Source organism: Streptomyces sp. 7R007 (assembly GCF_054850255.1).
Genome location: NZ_JBTWMV010000026.1, coordinates 73000 through 91724, shown reverse-complemented (window position 1 = coordinate 91724; position 18725 = coordinate 73000). Strand labels below are relative to the sequence as shown.

Sequence of the window (18725 nt, the reverse complement as noted above, 5' to 3'; positions counted from 1 at the left end):
TCAATTTCCGGCCATCCGGCGTTGACACGCTGACCGAGTGTTGGCCATGGCTTTCCCCGTCGATCTCCGCCGTTGTCAGGTGCTGGGCCTGGCCGGTACCGCCTTCCTCGCCCTGGGCGGTGAGACGGCCGGCGCCCTGCCCGTGAGAGAGCTGCTCGCCCCCGCCAACGCCCGTGCCGCCCTCGGCCTGGTCGGCGTGTACTTCGGCGTCGTCCTCCTGATCGCCGCCTGGGTGCTGCTCGGCCGGCTGGTGCGCGGTGGCGAACCGCCCACCCCGCGCGCCCTGCTGGCCGTCCTCGCCGTGTGGGCCGCGCCCCTGCTGCTGGCGCCGCCGCTGTTCAGCCGGGACGTGTACAGCTACCTCGCCCAGGGCGCCATGGTCGACGCCCACATGGACGTCTACGCCTACGGTCCCGCACAGCTCGGCGGCCCGCTCGCGGACGAGGTCTCCCCGCTGTGGCAGCACACGGGCGCACCCTACGGCCCGGTCTTCCTCGGCGTCGCCTCGGCGCTGTGGGGCCTGACCCACGGCCAGCTGCCCGCCGGGCTGTTCGGCATGCGGCTCGTCGCCCTGCTCGGCGTGGCGCTGATGGCGGCAACACTGCCCCGCCTGGCCCGCCACAGCGGCGCCGACCCCGCCGCGGCGCTCTGGCTGGGCGCCCTCAACCCGCTGGTCCTGCTGCACCTGGTGGCCGGTGCCCACAACGACGCCATCATGCTCGGGCTGCTCGGCGTCGGGCTGGTCGCGGCGCTGGGCCGCCGGCCGGTGCTGGGGGTGGTGCTCGTCAGCCTCGCCGCCCTGGTCAAGGCGCCCGCCGTGCTCGGCCTCGCGGCGATCGTCGCCCTCCAGATACGCGCCGGCCGCGGCCCCGTGCGGGCGGTGCTGACCACCGCCGCCGCGGCGGCCGCCACCACGGTCGCCGTCACCACCCTGACCGGTACGGGGTACGGCTGGATAGCAGCGTTGAAGACACCCGTCTCCCCGCACAACTGGGCGCTGACCAGCCTCCTCGGCCGCGCCACCGCGACCCTGCTCACCGAGCTCGGCAGCGACCTGGCCCCGCTCGCCGTACCGGCCTGGCAGGCCCTGGGCCTCGCGGCCACCGGCGTCGCACTGCTCGTCATATGGGCCGTACGGGTGCGCCGCGGACGCCTCTCACCGGTGTACGCGCTCGGCCTGAGCCTCGCCGCGGTCGTCGTCCTCGGCCCGGCGATCCGGCCCTGGTACGCCCTGTGGGGCCTGTTCCTGCTGGCCGCCGCCGCGCCCAGCAGCTCGCTGCGGCGCCGGCTGGCGGTGGTGACCGGCGTGGTCGCCTTCCTCGCCCTGCCCAACGGGGCACCGGCCGGCACCGACGAACTGGTCCTGGCCGTCTCCGGCGGCCTGCTCGCCGTCGTGGTGCTGTGGCAGGCCCACCAGGTGGCCCAGGCCCCGACCCTGGGACACACGGCATGACCCCCGCCCCGCCCCGCACCGACCGCGGCCGCCTCGCCCTGGTCCTGCTGCTCGCCGCCGCCGTCACCGCCTTCACCGCGACGGTTCCGCTGCTGCGCGACTGGTTCGACCTGCGCGTCTACTACGGCGCCGTCAACACCTGGATCCACCACGGCGGGCGCATCTACGACTACCGGGTCCCGGGGACGGCGTACGGCTTCACCTACCCGCCCTTCGCCGCCGTCGCCATGCTGCCCATGGCCCTCGTCGGCCTGCGCACGGCGATCGCCCTCGCGCTGCTGCTCAACCTCGCGGCCCTGGCGCTGATCGTGCACTTCCTCACCGAGGGCGGCTGGCGGCGCCTGGGCTGGTACGGCTGCGCCCTCGGCGCGTGTGCGCTCGCGCTGTTCGAACCCCTGCGGGACACGTTCAGCTTCGGCCAGGTCAACCTCCTGCTGCTGGCGCTGGTGCTCGCCGACGCGTGGCTGCTGTCCACCGGCCGGGGCCGCCGGGCGGGCGTCGGCATCGGCCTGGCCGCGGCGATCAAGCTCACGCCCGCCGTCTTCATCGGGCTGCTCCTGCTCGGCCGCCGCCGGCGTGCGGCGGCCGTCGCGACCGCCGTCGCGGCCGGAGCGACGGCGCTGGCGGCCCTGGTGGCTCCGGAGGCGTCCCGTTTCTACTGGACCGAGGCCCTGTGGGACACCAGCCGGGTGGGCCGCCTCGACTACGTCTCCAACCAGTCGTTGCAGGGCATCCTGGCCCGGCTCGGCGAGCCCGGCCGCGGGGTGTGGGCGGTGGCGGTCCTGCTGGTGCTCGGGGTCTGGGTGTGGCGGGCCCGCCGGGCGCTCGCCGCGGGCGAGTGGACGACCGCGTTCGCCCTCACCGGGCTGACCGCCTGCCTGGTCAGCCCGATCACGTGGGTCCACCACCTCGTGTGGCTGCTGCCGTCCTTCGCCATCCTGATCCGCACCGGACACGCGCGCGTGGCGGGCGCCCTGTACGCCGTCCTGTGCACCAGCGTCGTGTGGCTGTGGTTCGACGACGCGTCCGGGATCGACGGCTTCCTCGGCAGCAACACCTACACCTGGATCACCCTCGGCCTGCTCCTGCGTCTCCCGGTCGGTCAACTCCCGTCCCCGCGCCCGCCCTTGACCCGCAGCACCAGCGCCACGGCACCCGCCCCCAGCGCGGCGGCAGCCGAGATGGCCCCCGTCTCCGGCCACCCGGGCCCGTCGTCCGGGGTGACGGGCGTGACGTCGGCGGCGGCGGGTACGGCGGCGGGTCCCGGACGCGGCCGGATGCGCAGCGCGTCGAGCGAGCCCACGGGATCGACGCGCCCGGCCGCCTCGAACCCCCAGTCCAGCAGCTCCCGCGCCTCCTCATAGACGGTGAACCCGCCCCCTTCCTGCGGATTCATCACCGTCACGACCAACGTGCGGCCCCCTCGCCGGGCGGCGGCGACAAGCGTGTTGCCGGCGTTGGTGGTGTATCCGTTCTTGACACCGACGACCCCCGGGTACCGCTCCACACCGTCCTCGCCGGTCAGCAGCCGGTTGGTGTTCTCGATCTCGTACGACCCTCCGCCATCGCCCGGGAAGCGTGCGTGGGCCGTGCCGCAGTACCGCGCGAAGTCCGCGTTGCGCAGCCCGGTCCGGCCGAACACGGCGAGGTCGTACGCCGACGACACCTGACCCGGCGTGTCGTAACCATCCGGCGACCGCACCTGCGTGTCGAGGGCGCCGAGGGCCCGGGCCTTGGCCTGCATGCGGGCGGCAGTGGTGTGCCAGCCGCCGTTGAGCGCGGCGAGGACGTGGACGGCGTCGTTGCCGGAGTTCAGGAACACGCCGCGCCACAGGTCCGCGACGGTGTATGCGTGCCCCTCGGCGACGCCGACCAGACTGCTGCCCGCGCCGATCCCCGCGAGCTCCTTCTCACTCACCCGGTGCCGGACGCCGGCCGGCAGGGCGGGCAGCACGGTGAGCGCGAACAGGGTCTTGAGGGTGCTGGCGGGCGGCAGCTTGCGGTGCGCGTCGTGCGCGGCGAGTACGGCGCCGGTACGGGCGTCGGCGACCAGCCAGGACAGCGCGGAGACGTCCGGAAGGCCGGGAGCCCCGCGATGGGGCCGCACCTGCGTGCCCTCCCGGTACAACAGCGCCGACCCCGCCACCGCCACCCGCGGCCCACCGGGCGTGGGCTCGGTCCCTGCGGCGGCGGCCGCGGCGGGCGTGACGACGAGGACGCCTGCGGCCCACAGACCACAGACCGAGAAACCAACCCGCGAAGAGAAACCGATGATCATACGATCAACGTAGAATCGACAGGTTTGCCCCGGGGTGCATCAGGGCCGGGTTGGCGCCTCCGTACACCCGTATGCCGTAAGGGACTTGAGGACTTGACGCGAATCGGCACGCGTGCGTCCTGTGGGGGCTATGCTCCGCTCATTGTTGGATGAGCCCCGCCGTAACGGCGGGGCTCATGGTGTGAGAAGGGCCCACCTTGAACGACGTGCACATCACGCGACGCATGGACTCGGAAGCGGGTTCGGGATACCAGTGCAACGCGAATGCCAATTGCCCTGGTGTTTTCTCGCTTTCCACGGGAGACGTTGCCTTCATCGGCCAGGACGTGACCGATGACCTTCGACAGGAGCTTCCGGCCGGCGCGGGTGTCGGGCCGGGGGAGCGTCTCGTCATTGTCCCGCGTGCCGTGCTCAACTCAGCCGGCTGGCAGGTCTGAGTCAAGCCTGATGCGTCGATCGAAGGCAAGGTCCGCGAGTTCGTAGAACTTGGGGAGGGTCCCGCCGTAGGGAGTGATCTGACTTCGCGCGGACCTCGTTTGGCACCAGAATTCATGGATGATGGGGCTGCTGAAGAGATAACGCATCACTTCCAGCACCTCATCGTCCGTGATGGATTTGAGGGTGTGCGCCAGATACTGCCAGCTGATGATCAGGTTCGCGTACAGGTACTGGGCCCTGCGTTCGTCGGAGATCCCCGGGCCGTAACTGGGCCAGACCTCCGCCAGCGCGGGATTATCGATGGCCATGGTCATGAGGGCGATGTGCTGTCCGCGGAGCGTTGCCTCCGCTGAGCTGTGGTGCGTCCTGTCGTGCGCTTCTCTGGCGTCTGCGCGCTGGTTGCGCATGAATTCCTGCTGGTCGGACATTTCCGTCCGCCGCATGTGAAATTCCTCGGTCTGTTGGCGGAACGTCCGCACGGCGTAAAAGAGAACGAAGAACGAGGCGAAAGCGGCCGCCGCGCCGAACGCCTGGCCGGCGTTTCCGCTGCCGCTGGTCTGCAACCCCGGTATGCGAACCAGAAGCATGGTCAGCGCCACCGCACCCAAGCAGGAAGCCAGGGCCACCGCTATGGCGATGAAGGCATGTCGCAGGCGTGGTCCATTCACCATCGTGCCTCCCCACCGGACAACGAAGTGAATCATTACTCCGCGGCGGGAAGGCGCCTCAGCGCTTGCGAGGAGGTCACGCCGTCCCCGTGGGGATTATCTCCAGAATGGAATTCCCCGAAACGGTGGTCGAACGGGGGCACTGGAAGCACACGGGGGCGCACACATGATCCACTGGTACGGGGGTGCAGGGGTGAGGCGACTTGCGATGACACCAGTCCCGCCTACCCCTTTGAGGTGAATTTGCGGAGGGGCCGGATCCGAATGTCCGCGGAGGCCCGGGCTCCGGTCACCGCTCCTGCCCGCCCGGCACCATCGGCAGCGTCGGCTGGATGCGGTGGAGGAACGTGGCGTTGTCCGGGGTCTGGCGCAGGCGGTCCAGGAGGGTTTCCGTGCTGGTCTGGCCGTCCCTGTTCTGCAGGACCCGGCGCAGGCCGCGGACGGCTGTCAACTCCGGCTGGGAGAGGAGGAGTTCCTCGCGGCGCGTGCCGGAGGGGTTGATGTCGACCGCCGGGAAGATCCGGCGGGAGGCCAGCTCCCGGCTGAGGCGGAGCTCCATGTTCCCGGTGCTCTTGAGCTCCTCGAAGAAGTAGTCGTCCGCCCGCGAGCCGGTCTCCACCAGCGCCGTGGCGAGGATCGTCAGCGAGCCGCCCTCCTCGGCCAGGCGCGCGGCGCCGAAGAACCGCTTCGGTCCGATCAGCGCCGTCGCGTCGACACCGCCGCTGAGCGTACGGCCCCCGGCCGCGGCTGCGTTGTTGTGCGCCCGGCACAGCCGGGTCAGCGAGTCGAGGAGGATCACGACGTCCTCGCCCGCCTCCACGAGCCGCTTCGCCCGCTCGATCACGAGCTCGGCCAGCGCGATGTGCTGCTTGGGCGCCCGGTCGAAGGTGGACGCGTACACCTCGCCGCGCACGGAGCGCCGCATCTCGGTGACCTCCTCGGGACGTTCGTCGAGCAGCACGACCATCAGCCGGCACTCGGGGTGGTTGCCCGCGACGGCGGCCGCGATCTGCTGCAGGAGTACCGTCTTGCCGGTCTTGGGCGGGGCGACGATCAGCCCGCGCTGGCCCTTGCCGACGGGCGCGAGGAGGTCGGTGACGCGACCGGTCAGGCCGGCCGCCGGGTGTTCGAGGCGGATCCGCTCCCGCGGGTGCAGCGGGGTCAGGTCACGGAAGTGGCGCCGGCCGCGCAGGGCGTCGGGCGTGCGCCCGTTGACCCGTACGACATCGGTCAGGGCGCGCTGGGTGCCGCGGACGCCTTCGACGTGGTCGCCCTTGCGCAGGCCGTGACGGCGGATCAGCGCGGGCGGGACGGACAGGTCGGAGGGAGAGGACTGCAGGCTCTCGGCGCGCAGGTGCCCCTTCCCGCCCGCGTCGATGTCGAGGACACCGGAGGCGACCTGGGTGGTGGTTTCTTGTGTGGCAGGGGGGTGTTCGAGAGTGGTGGTCATGGTGGGGGGTCCTTTCGAGGACGGTTGGCCGGCATGGGACATGCGGACGAAGAGGAAGGGGTGAGCCGCGAGAGACGAAGGCGGACACAGCGCCTTCGGGCGGCGGGAACAGCACCGGCAGTGCGGCGAGAAGCGCTTGCGCACGAGTGGTGCGAGGAAGCCGGTCCGTCGACCGGCGGAGTGAGGAGAATCCGCACCGGCGCCCCGACGGGGCGTACACAGGTGCTGACTGGACGGTACCACGGCGTCTCGGCGCGTGGCCAGGAATCCGTTCCGCCAGCGTCAACGCGGAGGCGGCCGCCCTTATTCCAGCCACCCCTGGCCCACATGCCAGCCGCCCTTGTTCGACGGAGGAAGGAAGAACTCCGGATGGATCACGGTTGCGGGGGCGATGGGTCGACAGCAGGACGACCAGACGACCGGAGGGGACAGTCCCATGCGTGCGTTGATCGTGGATCCCGAAGTGAGCGGACGGCTGCGGCTGGGCGAGGCCCCGGATCCCCGGCCCGGCCCCGGCCAGGTCCTGGTGGAGGTCCGGCACACCTCGCTGAACGCGGCCGAACTGTGGTTCGCGCAGCAGGCGGCGCCCGGTGAGGTGATCGGGTTCGACGCGGCCGGCGTCGTGGTGCGCGCCGCGGCCGACGGCGGCGGGCCCGCCGTGGGCACACGCGTCGTCGGCTTCGCCGAGGGCGGCGGTTTCGGCGCGCTGCGGGCCATGGACGCCGTCGACGTGGCCGTCGTGCCGGACGGCATCGACCTCGGTGAGGCGGCCACCCTGCCGGTCGCGGCGGGCACCGCGCTGCGCGCCCTGGAACAGGCCGGGCCGCTGCTCGGGCGCCGGGTGCTGGTGACCGGCGCGTCCGGTGGCGTGGGCGGGTTCGCGGTGCAGCTCGCGGCGCTCGGCGGGGCGTACGTCATCGGGGTGGCCGGGTCCGAGGACGGACGGCGGTGGGTCGCGGAGCTCGGCGCCGACGAGGCGGTGGGCGCGGTGGACCGGGCGACGGAACCCGTCGACGTGGTGATCGACACCGTGGGCGGGGAGCAGTTCGTCGCCGCCTACGGCCTGCTGGCGCCCGGCGGCAGTCTGCAGAGCGTCGGCTGGGCGGCCGGGCGTGAGGCCGCGCTGCCGGTCGGGTCGACCCTGGGCAGCAGGGAGCCCAAGGCGATCGTGTCCGTCTACAACGGCGGCGGACTCACGGACCGGCAGGCGCAGTTGGGACGGCTGCTCGGCCTGGTCGCCGCCGGGAAGCTGAGGGTCCCGGTGGGCTGGCGCGGACCGTGGGACAAGATCGGCGACGCGGTGCAGGCGCTCGCGGACCGGAGCCTGCGCGGCAAGGCCGTCCTCGACGTGGACTGAGCCCGCCGCATACCAGCCATACGAACGCCCGATGCCCTTTCGCTGACCGATTTCTTGTTCCGGCCCCAGGCCCTACCTACGCTGCCACCACCGCACTCCGGCGGCACGGGAACAAGGGACTTGGGCAATCATGGGTCGACTGGCCGGGAAAATCGCTTTCATCAGTGGAACGGGGGCCGGAATAGGCCGGGCCGCGGCACTTGTATTCGCCGCGGAAGGCGCCACCGTATTCGGCTGTGACATCGACGAGGAAACCGCCGCCGAAACCGTGGAACTCGTCGAGAAGGCCGGCGGCGTCATGCGGTCCCTGGCCCCCGTGGACCTGTCCACGCAGGCCGGGGCGCGGGAGTGGATCGAGGCCGGCGTCGAGGCATTCGGCGGGATCGACATCCTGTACAACAACGCCTCGGCGCTGCGCAACGGCCCGTTCGAGACGATGCCGGCCGACGACTGGTACTTCACCATCAAGAACGAGCTGGACATCCCGTACTTCTGCACGCAGGCGGCCTGGCCGCACCTGATCGCGCGCGGCGGCGGCGCCGTCCTGAACGTCGCCTCCGTGGCCGCCGTACGCGGCGCGCCCTTCCTGCCGATGGTGCCGCACGGCGCCGCCAAGGGCGGGGTGCTGGCGATGAGCAAGCACCTGTGCGCGGCCGGCGCCCCGCACCACATCCGCGTCAACACCATCGCGCCCGGCATGACCCGCACCGCGGCCACCGCGCCCTTCCTGGACGACCCCGAGGGACCCAAGGCCCACCTGGAGGCGCGGATCCCGGTCGGCCGGGTCGGGCAGCCCGAGGACATCGCGCGCGTCGCGGCCTTCCTCTGCTCCGACGAGGCCGCCTTCGTCAACGGCGCCAACCTCATGGTCGACGGCGGCGACAGCGCCATGGCGGGCTGAGCGCCCGTGACCATCCGACTCGACCACGTGGGCGTCAACGTACGCGACCTGGACGCCCTGACCGCCTGGTACACGAAGGCGTTCGGACTGACGACGGTCTTCGAGTTCCACCTCGAAGGGCCCGGCCTGCGCGGTGTCGTCCTCGAACATCCGCACGGCTGGCGCGTGGAACTGCTCGCCAGACCCGGCTCCGCCCCCGGCTCGAAAGCGCCGGACCCGCTGACCGCCGCCCTCACCGAGGGATACGGGCACTTCGCGGTCACCACCCCCGAACTCGACCCCCTCTACACGGCCCTGGTGGCCCACGGAGCGGGCGAGGCCGTGCCGCCGGGACCCTCTCCCGAGCCCGGCATCCGCATGGCCTGGGTCACCGACCCCGAGGGAAATCTCATCGAACTCATAGAGAAGAACGCAGAGTGAGGGCACGCACGATGACGGAATCGATCTCCCTGAAAAGACTCGACAAAGGGACGCTCATAGCCTGCTGTCTGGCCGTGGCGGCAGCACAGCTGTGCATTACGGTGCCTTCACCGATCAACGGAAACATTCAGGCCGCATTCGGTGCGTCGGGCTCGCAGGTCGCCTGGGTCACTTCCGCGTTCATTCTGCCCACCGCCATTCTCGAGCTGAATTTCGGTGTGGTGGGCGACCTGTTCGGCCGCAAGCGGCTGCTGGTGCTCGGCGGGTTCATCCTGGCGCTCGGCGAACTCCTCAACGCCACCTCGCAGAACATCACCATGCTCTGGATCGGCCAGGCCCTCGCCGGCGTCGGCGCCGCCGCGCTCTTCCCCAGCTCCCTCGTGGTGATCGCGGCCGCCACGCCCGAGGAGAAGGACCGCGCGAAAGCGGTCTCGACCTGGGCGCTGAGCATCTCCCTCGCCTCGGCGATCGGTCCGCTGTCCTCCGGCATCCTCGCCACGGTCGCCGACTTCCGCTGGGTGTTCGTGCCGCCGGTCGTCCTCGGGCTGGTCGTCGGGGTCGGCTGCCTGTTCCTGGTCACCGACTCCAAGGCACCCGAGGGCCGCACCCTGGACTGGCCGGGCCAGATCACCATCGCCATCGGCCTGACCGCGCTGCTGTGGGGCGTCATCGAGGGCGGCGACCGCGGCTGGAGCAGCCCGGCGATCGTCGGCACGCTCACCCTGGCCCTCGTCGCCCTGGTCGGCTTCGTCGTCGCCGAGAAGCGGTCGGCGTCCCCGATGTTCAACCTGGACCTGCTGCGGATCCCGTCCTTCGCCGCCGCGGCCGTCGTCGCGCTGGCCGGCATGTTCGGCTTCATCGGCACCGCGTACTGCGTCTCCATCCGGCTCGGCGCCGTGATGCACCTGAGCGCGCTCCGGGCCGGCATGCCGTTCGTGATCCTGCAGGCGATCCCGCTGCTGCTGGCGCCCGTGCTGAGCAAGATGCTCACCCGGGTCGAGCCGCGCTGGCTGCTGATGGGCGGGCTGCTGCCGATGGCCGCGGGCCAGTTCTGGATCGCCGCGCTGCCCGTCACCACCACGTCCCTGGCCGCCTTCATCGGCCCGGTCCTGCTCCTCGGCATCGGCTTCATCTGCGTGGTCTCCTCGCTGACCTCCGCCGCGGTGAACGCCGTACCGCTCAGCATGACCGGCATGGCCAGCGGCGCCACCAGCCTGGTGCGCGAGTTCGGCCAGGCCCTCGGCCCGGCGGTCATCAGCACGGTCGCGATGAGCGCCGCCTCCTCCGTCCTGGTCGGCAAGCTCAGCGGCGCGGACGCGGGCATGGAGGCGGCCGCCGGACCGCTGGCCGTGGTCAACGCGGGCAGCGACGGCGCCCGGGCCGCCGCGCAGAGCGCGCTCGGGCACGGCATGGCGGTCGGCGTGGTGATCTGCGGCTGCGCCTCGCTGCTGGGCGCGCTGGTCACGCTGCTGCTGGTGCGCAAGAACACCGCGCGAGCCGCGGTGGGCGCGGGAGAGCCGACGGTGCAGACGGCGTCGGCGTAGCGCACACCGCAGTCGACGGGCCGGGGCGAGACGTCCCGGCCCGTCGGCGTACCCGGATGTCGATTCCGCCCGGCCCCGTTCGTCGGTGGGGTGTAGGAACGACTTGAGGACCGGGAGGACCCATGAAGTACATGCTGCTCGTCTGCGGCGACGACACCGCCGACGCCTCGGGCATGGCACCCGTCGAGCCCTGGGTGCACGAGCTCGGCGAGCGCCGGGTGCGCCTGCACGGCCACCGGCTGGCGCTGCCCGCCGAGGCCGTCACCGTGCGCGTGCGCGACGGCGAGGTGCTGCGCACCGACGGCCCGTTCGCCGAGACGAAGGAGTACGTCGCCGGATTCGACGTGCTGGAGTGCGACAGCCTGGAAGAGGCGGTCGAGGCCGCCGCGAAGCACCCCGTGGCCGGCATCGGCGCCATGGAGGTGCGGCCCTTCTGGCCGATGTGGGAGCAGGAGGACCCCGAGAAGGCCATCCGCGCCCTCGACGCGGAGCTGACCGCGGCCGTCGGCGAGCGGGACCTCGACCGCGCCCTGGCCTGCTACGCCTCCGACGCCGAGATCGTCCACCCCGGCCGGCACGGCCGCGATGCCCACGGCAAGGCGCTGCAGGACCTGTTCGCGGCCGGCCCCGTCACCCGCGAGGTCCTGGACCTGCGCGTGCACGCGGACGAGAGCGTCGGCTTCGCGCACGCCCTGGTGCGGACGCGCGCCGCCGGCACCGAGCACCTGCTGCGCGTGACCACCGGCTACCGCGACGCCGGTCTGCGGTGGCAGATCACCCACGAGCACGCCTCGCCCGCGCGGGAGGCGTGATGAAGTACGTCCTGCTCTTCTGCTCCCCGGTCGGCGGTCCGGAGGAGAGCCCCGCGCAGCACGCCGGCGACCCCCGGTTCGACGGCTACCGGGCACACGCGGGGGCGGGCCGGGTCACCGGCGGCGCCCGGCTGCGTCCGGCAGCCGACGCCACGACCGTACGCGTGCGCGGTGACGAAGTGCTGCTCAGCGACGGGCCGTTCGCCGAGACCAAGGAGTACATCGCCGGCCTCGACTTCATCGACGTCCCCGACCTCGACGAGGCCATCGCCCTGGCCGCCCGGCACCCGGCCGCCCGCGACGGCGGCTCGGTCGAGGTACGGCCGGTCTGGGAGTGAGTGCCACGGACGGGATCGAGGAGGCGGTCGCCGCCGCGTTCCGCGAGGAGTGGGGCCAGGTCGTCGCCACCCTGATCAGGGTGACCGGCGACTGGGACCTCGCCGAGGAGTGCGCGCAGGACGCCTTCGCCCAGGCCCTCGACCGGTGGCGGCGCGACGGAGTGCCGCGCCGCCCCGGCGCCTGGCTGACCACGACCGCCCGCAACCGCGCCCTCGACGTGCTGCGCCGGGAGGCGGTCGGGGCGGCGAAACTACGGGAGGCGGCGATGCTCTCGGTCCCCGAGGAGCCTTACGACGACGACAGCGGGGTGGGGGACGACCGGCTGCGGCTCGTCTTCACCTGCTGCCATCCCGCGCTGCCCGTCGAGGCCCGGGTGGCGCTGACCCTGCGCACCCTCGCCGGGCTGACCACACCGGAGATCGCCCGCGCGTTCCTGGTCCCCGAGGCGACCATGGCGCAGCGCCTGGTGCGTGCCAAACGGAAGATCCGCAACGCCGGCATCCCCTACCGGGTGCCGCCCGCGCACCTGCTGCCCGAGCGCACGACCGGTGTGCTCGGCGTGCTCTACCTGCTCTTCAACGAGGGGTACGCCGCCACCGCGGGCGCCGATCTCGTCCGCGTCGGCCTGTGCGCGGAGGCGATCCGCCTGACCCGGGTGCTGGCCCGCCTCATGCCCGACGAGCCCGAGGTGCTCGGCCTGCTCGCCCTCCTGCTGCTGCACGACGCCCGCCGCGCCACCCGCGTGGACGCGGCCGGCGACCTGGTGACGCTGGAGGAGCAGGACCGCACGGCGTGGGACCGGGCCGGGATCGACGAGGGCACGGCGCTGCTGGAGACCGCGCTGCGCCGGGGCCGCCCGGGGCCGTACCAGATCCAGGCCGCCATCGCCGCCTGTCACACCACCGCCCCCACCGCGCAGGACACCGACTGGGCCGACATCGCCGGCCTCTACGGCGAACTGGTCCGCTTCGTGCCCTCCGCCGTGGTCCGCCTCAACCGCGCGGTGGCCGTCGGCATGGCGGACGGGCCGGAGGCGGGACTGGCCCTGGTCGCGGAGCTGGAGCGGGAGGGCGACCTGGCCGGCTACCACCTCCTGCCCGCCACGCGCGCCGACCTGCTGCGCCGCGGCGGCCGTGTGCGAGAGGCCGCCGAGGCCTACGAGCGGGCGCTGGAGCTGGTCGAGAACGACGCCGAGCGGAAGTTCCTGCGAAAGCGGCTCGCCGAGTGTCGATCGGCGTAGGGCGCGTTCGTCGGTGGGGTGAGACACCACCTCGACCCTCCGGGAGGCTCCGATGACCAGCACGCTCCGCCGCATCCTCAGCACGCTTCTGCACGACACCGACACCCCCGCCGTCTGGCTGGCGGGCCTGCGCCTGGGAGGCTGACCGTGCTCACCGACCACACCCGCCGCCGGTACGCCCTCGCGCTGCTGTGCCTCGCCGGGTTCATGGTGATCCTGGACGCGCAGATCGTGCTCCTCGCCCTGCCGTCCCTCACCGCCTCGCTCGGCCTGTCGGCGGACGGCGCGCAGTGGGTGATGAGCGCCTACCTGCTGTCCTTCGGCGGTCTGCTGCTCCTCGGCGGCAGGATCGCCGACCTGCTGGGCCGCCGCCGCGTGTTCCTGACCGGTGTGCTGCTGTTCGGGCTGTCGTCGCTGCTGTGCGGGCTCGCCTGGACGGCCGGTGTGCTCATCGCGGCGCGTGCCGTGCAGGGGGTGTCGGCCGCCGTCATGGCGCCCAGCGCGCTGTCCCTGCTGGTGAACACCTTCGAGGAGGGCCACGAACGCAACCGGGCCCTCGCCGTCTGGTCGGGCAGCGGCGGCTTCGGCGCCACCACCGCCCTGCTGATCGGTGGGCCGCTCACCGGCAGCCTCGGCTGGCGGTGGGTCTTCTTCCTGAACGTCCCCGTGGCCGTGCTCCTGCTGGCCCTGACGCCGGTGCTGCTGCGCGAGAGCCGTACCGCGGCCCGGGCCCGCTCCTACGACCCGGCCGGCGCACTCACCGCCACCGCCGCGCTGCTGGCCTGTGTGTACGCCGTCGTCGAGGCCCCCCGGGCCGGCTGGCTGTCGGCCCGGACCCTCGCCCTGCTGATGGCCGCCGCGGCGCTCGCCGCGCTCTTCATCCGCGTCGAGGCCCGCTCCGCGCACCCCCTGGTGCCGCCGGCGCTGCTGCGCTCCCGTTCCGTCGGCGGCGCCAACCTGGTCGTCTTCCTGCTCGGCGCCTGCGCGTTCGGGATGTCGTACACGCTCTCCCAGTACGGGCAGGGGGTGCTCGGCTACTCGCCGCTGACGTTCGGTCTGTGCAACGTCGTGATGCCGGTCGGCGCCGTCATCGGCTCCTACGGCGGTCAGGCCCTGGTCGGCCGGATGGGCGCGCGGGCGGTCGGGGTCGGCGGGCTGCTGCTGGTCGGTGCGGGGAGCGTGCTGCTGGCCGGGGTGCCGGCGGACGGCGGGTTCGTCCGCGACCTGCTGCCGGGGCTGCTGGTCTTCGGACCCGGGCTCGGCGCCTGCGCGGTCGCCGGGGCCATCGCCGCCCTGACCGGGGTGGGGGAGCGGGAGTCGGGGGTGGCGTCCGGCATCAACACGGCGGCGTTCCAGATCGGCGGGGCCTTCGGGGTGGCCGTCGCCACCTCGGTCGCCGTGTCGTACACGAGCGGCCCGGACCGGCTCGCCGCACTGACGGCGGGCTACCGGGCCGCGTTCACGGCCTGCGTCGTCCTGGCCCTCGCCGGGGTGGTCTGCGCCCTGGTCGTGCTGCGCGGGCGTCCGGCTCCGCGGCCGGAGCCGGACGCGCTGGTCACGGCCCGTCGAGCGCGTTCGTGATGGCCTTGACCCCGCCGTGTGCCGCGTACCCGCCGTCGACCGTGATCTCCGCGCCGTTGACGTACGACGCCTCGTCCGACAGCAGGTAGACGACCAGCGGGGCCACCTCGTCGACGGTGCCCGCGCGCCCCTGGGGTGTCATCGCCACGTGCGCCTTCACGAACACGGGGTTGGCGGAGGCCATCAGCGGGGTCTCGATGTACCCGGGGTGGACGACGTTGGTGCGGATGCCGCGCGGCGCCAGCTCCAGTGCCGCCACCTTCGACAGCCCGCGCAGCGCCCACTTGCTGGTCGTGTAGGCCACCGCGTGATGGGCGGTCAGGCCCGCGACCGACCCGACGTTGACGATGGAGGAGCCCGCCGGCATCAAAGGCGCCAGGGCCTGGATGCCGAGCAGGGCGCCCGTGGTGTTGACGGCGAACGCCCGGTTGAAGTCGGCGAGTTCGACCTCTCCGAGGCGGGCCCGCATCGGGATGCCGGCGTTGTTGACGAGGCCGTGCACCACGTCCAGGCCGGCCGCGAGCGCGGCCCAGTCCTGCGGTGACGTCACGTCCAGGTGCCGGAAGGCCACCTCCAGGCCGTCGGCACGCAGGGACGCGGCGAGCTTCTCGCCTGCCTCGTCCAGGACGTCGGTCGCGATCACCGTCGCGCCCTCGCGGGCGGCCGCCTCGGCCTCGGCGGCTCCCTGGCCCTGCGCGGCTCCGGTGACGACGACGGTACGGCCCGCCAGACGCGTACGGCTCACGGTTCCTCCAGTGGGGTGCGGGATTCCTCCCGTCCACGCTAGGAAGCCGCGCTCAGCTCCGGAAACGGTTCTTCTTCATGCCTGTCATCCACCGGGGCGATCTGCGCGCGCGACGGCTTCTCCAGCGAGGCGCCGACCTGGCGCACGGTCTCGCGCAGCCACCGGTGCGCGGGGTCGGAGTGGCGGTTGTGGTGCCAGTACATGGCCTCCACGAGCGGCACGTCCGGGAACGGTGTCGGTACGACGGCACAGCCCGCGAACGACTCGTAGCGCAGGGCCAGCCGCTCCGGCACCAGCGCGACCAGTTCGGTGCCGCTGACCAGGAACGGCAGCACGCTGAAGCCGGGTGTGCTGACCTGCACCTTCGGTGTGATGCCCAGGGTCTCCAGCTGGCGCTCGGCGGGCGTGTGGCTCTTGCCGAGGGCGCAGGTGGCGTGCGGCATCTCCGCCAGGTCCTGCAGCGTGAGCCGGCCGTCGCGCAGCCAGGGGTTGCGCGGGTCGACGATGCAGACGAACCGGTCATGCATGACGGCCTCGCTGACGCCCGGCAGCTGGTAGCCGAGCGGGACGACCATCAGGTCGTGGCAGCGCAGGTGGGTCTCGTTCTCCAGCTGTCCGCCGACGATCGGGTGGAAGTCGATGCGGACGCCGGGCGCCTCCTCGGCGATGATCCGCAGCAGCGGCTCCACCAGCATGGTCATCACATAGTCCGACATCACGACCGAGAAGCGCTGCCGGCTGCGCGAGGGGTCGAAGTGCCGGGTCAGGGAGAGGGCCTCCTCCGCCTTGTGCAGCGAGGCCTGCACGACCGGCAGCAGCCGCTCGGCCAGCGGCGTCAGCTCGTACTCCCGGCCCACCCGGATCAGCAGCTCGTCGTTGAAGTGGCGGCGCAGCCGGGCCAGGGAGCCGCTCATCGCGGACTGGCTGGTGGACAGACGGACCCCGGCGTGGGTGACGTTCTTCTCCTCCAGAAGCGCCTCCAACGCCACCAGAAGATTCAGGTCGATGGCTCCGAGACCCATGGGTGTTTCCTTCCGGCCGCGTCGTTGAAGCTCGGTGAATTCGGAGGGTAACCACGGGCCCGCCGCCGAGGAAGAGGCCCGGATACAACTCACAGGGATCCGATAGCAGCTATCGGATCCCTGGATGTGCGCAGGTCAGCGCCGTGTGAGGTTACGGCCGCGGGGTGCGCCCCCGTTTGCGGGCCCGCGGCAGGTAGGCGTCGGTGCGTCCCGCCACGACCCGGTTGGAGACGGTGCCGAGCCGCTCCACGGTGAGGGTCACCTCGTCGCCCGGCGTCAGCGGCGGCGGGGTCCGCTCGCCGAGCCGGCCCCAGAACTCCGCCAGCGCCCCCCAGCCGCAGGTGCCCGAGCCGAGGACGTCCCCGGGGCGCACCCAGGTGTCGCGGGCGGCGTAGGCGACCATCTCCTCGAAGGTCCACGAGCAGTTGGCGAGCGTGTCGCGGCCGATCAGCTCCCCGTTGAGGGTGACCGTCATCTCCAGGTCGAGGAAGCCGTCCGCGTCCCGCCGGTCCTCCACCTCGTCGGCGGTGACCAGGTAGGGGCCGAGGGTGTTGGCGAAGTCCTTGCCCTTGGAGAAGCCGAGCCCCAGGTTCTTCTCCGGTTTCTGCAGATCGCGCGCCGACCAGTCGTTGAAGACCAGGTAGCCGACGATGTGCTCGCGCGCCTGCTCGGGGGTGAGGTCGCGGCCGGCGCGCCCGATGACCGCGCCCACCTCCAGCTCGAAGTCGAGCACCGAGCAGCCCGCCGGGACGGGCATGTCGTCGTGGGCGCCGCAGGCCGCGTGCGGGTTGGTGAAGTAGAAGTTGGGCGCCCGGTACCACTCCTCCGGCACGTGCTCCAGCCCGTCCAGCGACTTCGACACGCCCTCGATGTGCGCCTCGAAACCGACGAAGTCCCGGATCGAGGGCGGCTTGAGCGGCGGCAGCAGCCGCACCTGATCCACCGTCAACTCGCTGCGTTCCCGCACCGCTTCGACGCCGGCGGCGATGAGCACCTGCTGCTCCAGCAGTGTCAGGACGGTGACGCCCTCGGGCAGCGGGTGGATCACCCCGTCCCGCACCACCCCGGCGCGCTCCACGCCCTGGTACTCGTATGTCGCGAAACGCATGGCTCACTGCTCCCAGTGGTTGGTGTTGGTGACGGCTCCCGCGCTCAGGTAGCCGGCGAACAGGCCCTTGGGGTCGCGCACGGCCCGGATCTCCTGAAGCCGCCGCCACTGTTCGTCGCCCATGAACTTCAACTGCCGTACCGTGAAGTCGGAATCCCCCAGGTACTGGCCCGCCGTCACCGGCTGCATCGCCGCCATCGCCTCGTCCAGCCAGGCGCGCAGCTCGGCGTCGCGCTCGGGCCCGTCGTGCACGACGTAGCTGGCGCAGTAGATCTCCGACTGCAACGAGAAGGCCATGTCGGGCAGTTCGCGCAGCGGGGCCATGGAGAACCAGATGGTGAAGGTCTGCGGGGTCGGGTGCTCGGTGAAGGCCTTGCGGATGGCCGGGACGACGTCCGAGGCTCCTCCGGTCAGCCAGGCGTTGTCCACGAAGTAGCGGTGGCCTTCGGGGTTGGCCTCCCGCTGGCCGTGGATCTGCTCGGCGAGCGTGGTGGGTCTGGCCTCCACGCGGAACAGCGCACGGTCCGCGTACGGGTTGGCGTGCAGCGGCGCCAGCGCCTCGGCGGCCTGCTCCGGGGTGTCGGTGAAGGACAGGCCGGTGACCAGCAGGACGTGTTCGTCGTACTCCGGGAGCCCCTGGGTCACGGCGACGATCTCGACCAGGTCCGAGACGGTGTGGTGGGCCTCGTGCAGCCACGTCATGACCTCGTCGAAGAGGTCGAGGGGGTAGGCGTGCACGGTGTGCGCGAGGTGTCCGGGCAGCGGGCGGGTGCGCAGGTGGAAGCGGGTGACGACACCGAAGAAGCCCGGTCCCGCGCCGCGCGCCGCCCAGAACAGGTCGCTGTGGTGCGTCTCGTCCGCGCGCACCAGCTCGCCCTCGGCGGTGACGACGTCGATCGCCACGATGTTCTCCGCCGCCCACCCCCAGCCGCGTGCGTTCCAGCCCTGCCCGCCCTGGAGCAGGAAGCCGCCGATGCCGACGGAGGGGCAGTGGCCGCCGTTGAAGAAGCGCCCGAACCCGCCCAGGAACGGGTTGAGTTCGTCGCCGCCCTTGACGCTGGGGGTGGCGGTGGCGATCCGGGTGTCCGGGTCGTACGTCATCTCGCGGAAGCCCCCGAGGTCGATCAGCAGGGCGTCCCCGCGCACCGACCAGGCGGCCCAGCTGTGCCCGCCGGAACGGACGGCGACCTGCCAGCCGCGCTCCAGGGCGAGGCGCACGCCCTCGACGACGTCGTCCTCGGTGCGGGCTTCCAGGACGGCCGCGGGTCTGCGGTCGGCGGGGCGGCGGGCGTTGAAGACCCGCCCGAGGCAGGCCTCCTCGAAGCTCTCGTCGCCGGGGAGGTGCAGGGTGCCGGAGAATCGGTTCATG

The 18725-nt window shown here is 72.3% G+C and carries 17 protein-coding genes and 1 pseudogene; 11 read left to right on the top strand and 7 right to left on the bottom strand.

The window, feature by feature from the left end; all coding sequences use genetic code 11:
• The first annotated feature begins 46 nt into the window (after window positions 1–46).
• A complete protein-coding gene (mptB, locus tag ACYF6T_RS29320; RefSeq protein ID WP_461700194.1) occupies window positions 47–1453 on the top strand; it encodes a polyprenol phosphomannose-dependent alpha 1,6 mannosyltransferase MptB in 1407 nt (468 codons plus the stop codon).
• Entirely contained in the window at window positions 1450–2817 is a 1368-nt protein-coding gene (locus ACYF6T_RS29315; RefSeq protein ID WP_461700192.1) for a glycosyltransferase 87 family protein, read from the top strand. The genes mptB and ACYF6T_RS29315 overlap by 4 nt, the downstream gene beginning before the upstream one ends.
• A gap of 83 nt (window positions 2818–2900) precedes the next feature.
• Here the strand turns inward: ACYF6T_RS29315 and ACYF6T_RS29310 are convergent.
• Window positions 2901–3731, bottom strand: a pseudogene (locus tag ACYF6T_RS29310) (D-alanyl-D-alanine carboxypeptidase family protein); the annotation flags it as partial.
• Window positions 3732–3928: 197 nt separating this feature from the next.
• Between ACYF6T_RS29310 and ACYF6T_RS29305 the strand changes: the two are divergent.
• Window positions 3929–4168, top strand: a complete 240-nt coding sequence (locus ACYF6T_RS29305) for a hypothetical protein (RefSeq protein WP_207930022.1) — start codon at window positions 3929–3931, stop codon at window positions 4166–4168.
• Here ACYF6T_RS29305 and ACYF6T_RS29300 read toward each other — a convergent pair.
• Window positions 4148–4840 carry a DUF6082 family protein gene (locus ACYF6T_RS29300; RefSeq protein ID WP_461700189.1) on the bottom strand — a complete coding sequence of 231 codons (693 nt, stop codon included), beginning with the start codon at window positions 4838–4840 and terminating at the stop codon, window positions 4148–4150. The two genes, ACYF6T_RS29305 and ACYF6T_RS29300, sit on opposite strands and share 21 nt — an antisense overlap.
• A 286-nt stretch (window positions 4841–5126) precedes the next feature.
• Window positions 5127–6287 (bottom strand): transcription termination factor Rho, encoded by a 1161-nt coding sequence (gene rho / locus ACYF6T_RS29295; protein ID WP_461700187.1) that lies wholly within the window; start codon window positions 6285–6287, stop codon window positions 5127–5129.
• A gap of 436 nt (window positions 6288–6723) precedes the next feature.
• Here rho and ACYF6T_RS29290 point away from each other — a divergent pair, with 436 nt between their 5' ends.
• From ACYF6T_RS29290 to ACYF6T_RS29255, 8 genes are all read left to right on the top strand, one after another.
• The gene (locus ACYF6T_RS29290) at window positions 6724–7644 is read left to right on the top strand and encodes a zinc-binding dehydrogenase (protein ID WP_461700186.1); all 921 of its coding nucleotides are present in this window, start codon (window positions 6724–6726) and stop codon (window positions 7642–7644) included.
• A 130-nt stretch (window positions 7645–7774) separates the two neighbouring features.
• Window positions 7775–8545, top strand: coding sequence for an SDR family NAD(P)-dependent oxidoreductase (locus tag ACYF6T_RS29285; protein ID WP_461700184.1), 771 nt, complete (start codon window positions 7775–7777; stop codon window positions 8543–8545).
• 6 nt (window positions 8546–8551) lie between these two features.
• The gene (locus ACYF6T_RS29280; protein ID WP_461700183.1) at window positions 8552–8965 is read left to right on the top strand and encodes a VOC family protein; all 414 of its coding nucleotides are present in this window, start codon (window positions 8552–8554) and stop codon (window positions 8963–8965) included.
• Window positions 8966–8976: 11 nt separating this feature from the next.
• Window positions 8977–10509, top strand: a complete 1533-nt coding sequence (locus ACYF6T_RS29275) for an MFS transporter (protein ID WP_461700182.1) — start codon at window positions 8977–8979, stop codon at window positions 10507–10509.
• Window positions 10510–10631: 122 nt separating this feature from the next.
• Window positions 10632–11321 carry a YciI family protein gene (locus tag ACYF6T_RS29270; protein ID WP_461700180.1) on the top strand — a complete coding sequence of 230 codons (690 nt, stop codon included), beginning with the start codon at window positions 10632–10634 and terminating at the stop codon, window positions 11319–11321.
• Window positions 11321–11659 (top strand): YciI family protein, encoded by a 339-nt coding sequence (locus ACYF6T_RS29265; protein WP_461700178.1) that lies wholly within the window; start codon window positions 11321–11323, stop codon window positions 11657–11659. The genes ACYF6T_RS29270 and ACYF6T_RS29265 overlap by 1 nt, the downstream gene beginning before the upstream one ends.
• The gene (locus tag ACYF6T_RS29260) at window positions 11656–12900 is read left to right on the top strand and encodes an RNA polymerase sigma factor (RefSeq protein ID WP_461700176.1); all 1245 of its coding nucleotides are present in this window, start codon (window positions 11656–11658) and stop codon (window positions 12898–12900) included. The genes ACYF6T_RS29265 and ACYF6T_RS29260 overlap by 4 nt, the downstream gene beginning before the upstream one ends.
• Before the next feature lie 147 nt (window positions 12901–13047).
• Window positions 13048–14481, top strand: a complete 1434-nt coding sequence (locus tag ACYF6T_RS29255) for an MFS transporter (RefSeq protein ID WP_461700175.1) — start codon at window positions 13048–13050, stop codon at window positions 14479–14481.
• Here the strand turns inward: ACYF6T_RS29255 and ACYF6T_RS29250 are convergent.
• The 4 genes from ACYF6T_RS29250 to ACYF6T_RS29235 form a co-directional block, all read right to left on the bottom strand.
• The gene (locus ACYF6T_RS29250) at window positions 14456–15226 is read right to left on the bottom strand and encodes an SDR family NAD(P)-dependent oxidoreductase (RefSeq protein ID WP_461700173.1); all 771 of its coding nucleotides are present in this window, start codon (window positions 15224–15226) and stop codon (window positions 14456–14458) included. The two genes, ACYF6T_RS29255 and ACYF6T_RS29250, sit on opposite strands and share 26 nt — an antisense overlap.
• A gap of 38 nt (window positions 15227–15264) precedes the next feature.
• Window positions 15265–16248, bottom strand: coding sequence for a LysR family transcriptional regulator (locus tag ACYF6T_RS29245; protein WP_461700172.1), 984 nt, complete (start codon window positions 16246–16248; stop codon window positions 15265–15267).
• A 151-nt stretch (window positions 16249–16399) separates the two neighbouring features.
• Window positions 16400–17356, bottom strand: coding sequence for a fumarylacetoacetate hydrolase family protein (locus tag ACYF6T_RS29240; protein ID WP_461700170.1), 957 nt, complete (start codon window positions 17354–17356; stop codon window positions 16400–16402).
• A 3-nt stretch (window positions 17357–17359) separates the two neighbouring features.
• Window positions 17360–18724, bottom strand: a complete 1365-nt coding sequence (locus ACYF6T_RS29235) for an FAD-binding oxidoreductase (RefSeq protein ID WP_461700168.1) — start codon at window positions 18722–18724, stop codon at window positions 17360–17362.
• Between the last annotated feature and the right edge of the window lies 1 nt (window position 18725).